The sequence below is a fragment of the Alcanivorax sp. HI0044 genome (assembly GCF_001634945.1).
In genome coordinates, this window is the sequence record NZ_LWEZ01000601.1 from 1 (window position 1) to 733 (window position 733).

A 733-nucleotide genomic window follows, 5' to 3' on the forward strand; every position below is an offset into this window, starting at 1 on the left:
TACGCACCGCCAGCCTGTACCTGCTGCAACGCTACATCCGCAACCGCCAACAACCGGAACAGAGCATTTCCCTGGACGGCCTGAATGCGCGCTACGATGCACTCAATGAACTGAACCGTTGTTTTACCGGGAGGCTGCGCCAGCGCGGTGAGTCCGATGCGCCGATCAATGCGTTAGTGCTTTTGCATGTGACCGCGCGGGAAATGCACTGGAATCTGGAAGAAGAACTGGAGAGCCTGGCGGCGTTGTTTGCCGGGAGCGACAGTTAGATAAACGCCCAGGCGCCAGGATGTCGGATTACGCCGCTACGCGGCTAATCCGACCTACACGAAGCACAGCGTTTACAATAAAGCGGCGTAACCCGACACCAGCGAACGCAATCTCCCATTCAATCAGCCCCCCAACCAAAACCCACCGTTATTCTTCCGCGCCCAGATAGCGATTCACCACTGTGCGCCACTCCTGGGTCGGGAGAATTTCCAGCATGGCCTGATCCAGCCGCTCACGCAGGGGGCTGCCATTAGCCATGGCAAAGGCATAACTTTCTTCGCGAACCAGCGATGGCAACACCAACGCATTGGTGGTGCCACGCTCGCGCAACATATAACGCATCACAGGCGCATCGGAGACCAGGGCATCTACCTCGCCAATCATCACCGCGCGCAGTGCCTGCTGGTTATTCGGGTAAGGCACAAAGTTTGTACCCTGACCCGCCAGCCAATGGGCACCGCTG

The 733-nt window shown here is 58.1% G+C and carries 1 protein-coding gene and 1 pseudogene; one reads left to right on the plus strand and one right to left on the minus strand.

Features of this window, described 5'->3' with window-relative positions; translation table 11 throughout:
* Positions 1–269 (plus strand): annotated as a pseudogene (locus A3730_RS31245) (hypothetical protein); the annotation flags it as partial.
* A gap of 148 nt (positions 270–417) precedes the next feature.
* Here A3730_RS31245 and A3730_RS07215 read toward each other — a convergent pair.
* A partial coding sequence (locus tag A3730_RS07215; RefSeq protein ID WP_156501038.1) for a transporter substrate-binding domain-containing protein occupies positions 418–733 on the minus strand: 316 nt, incomplete at its 5' end.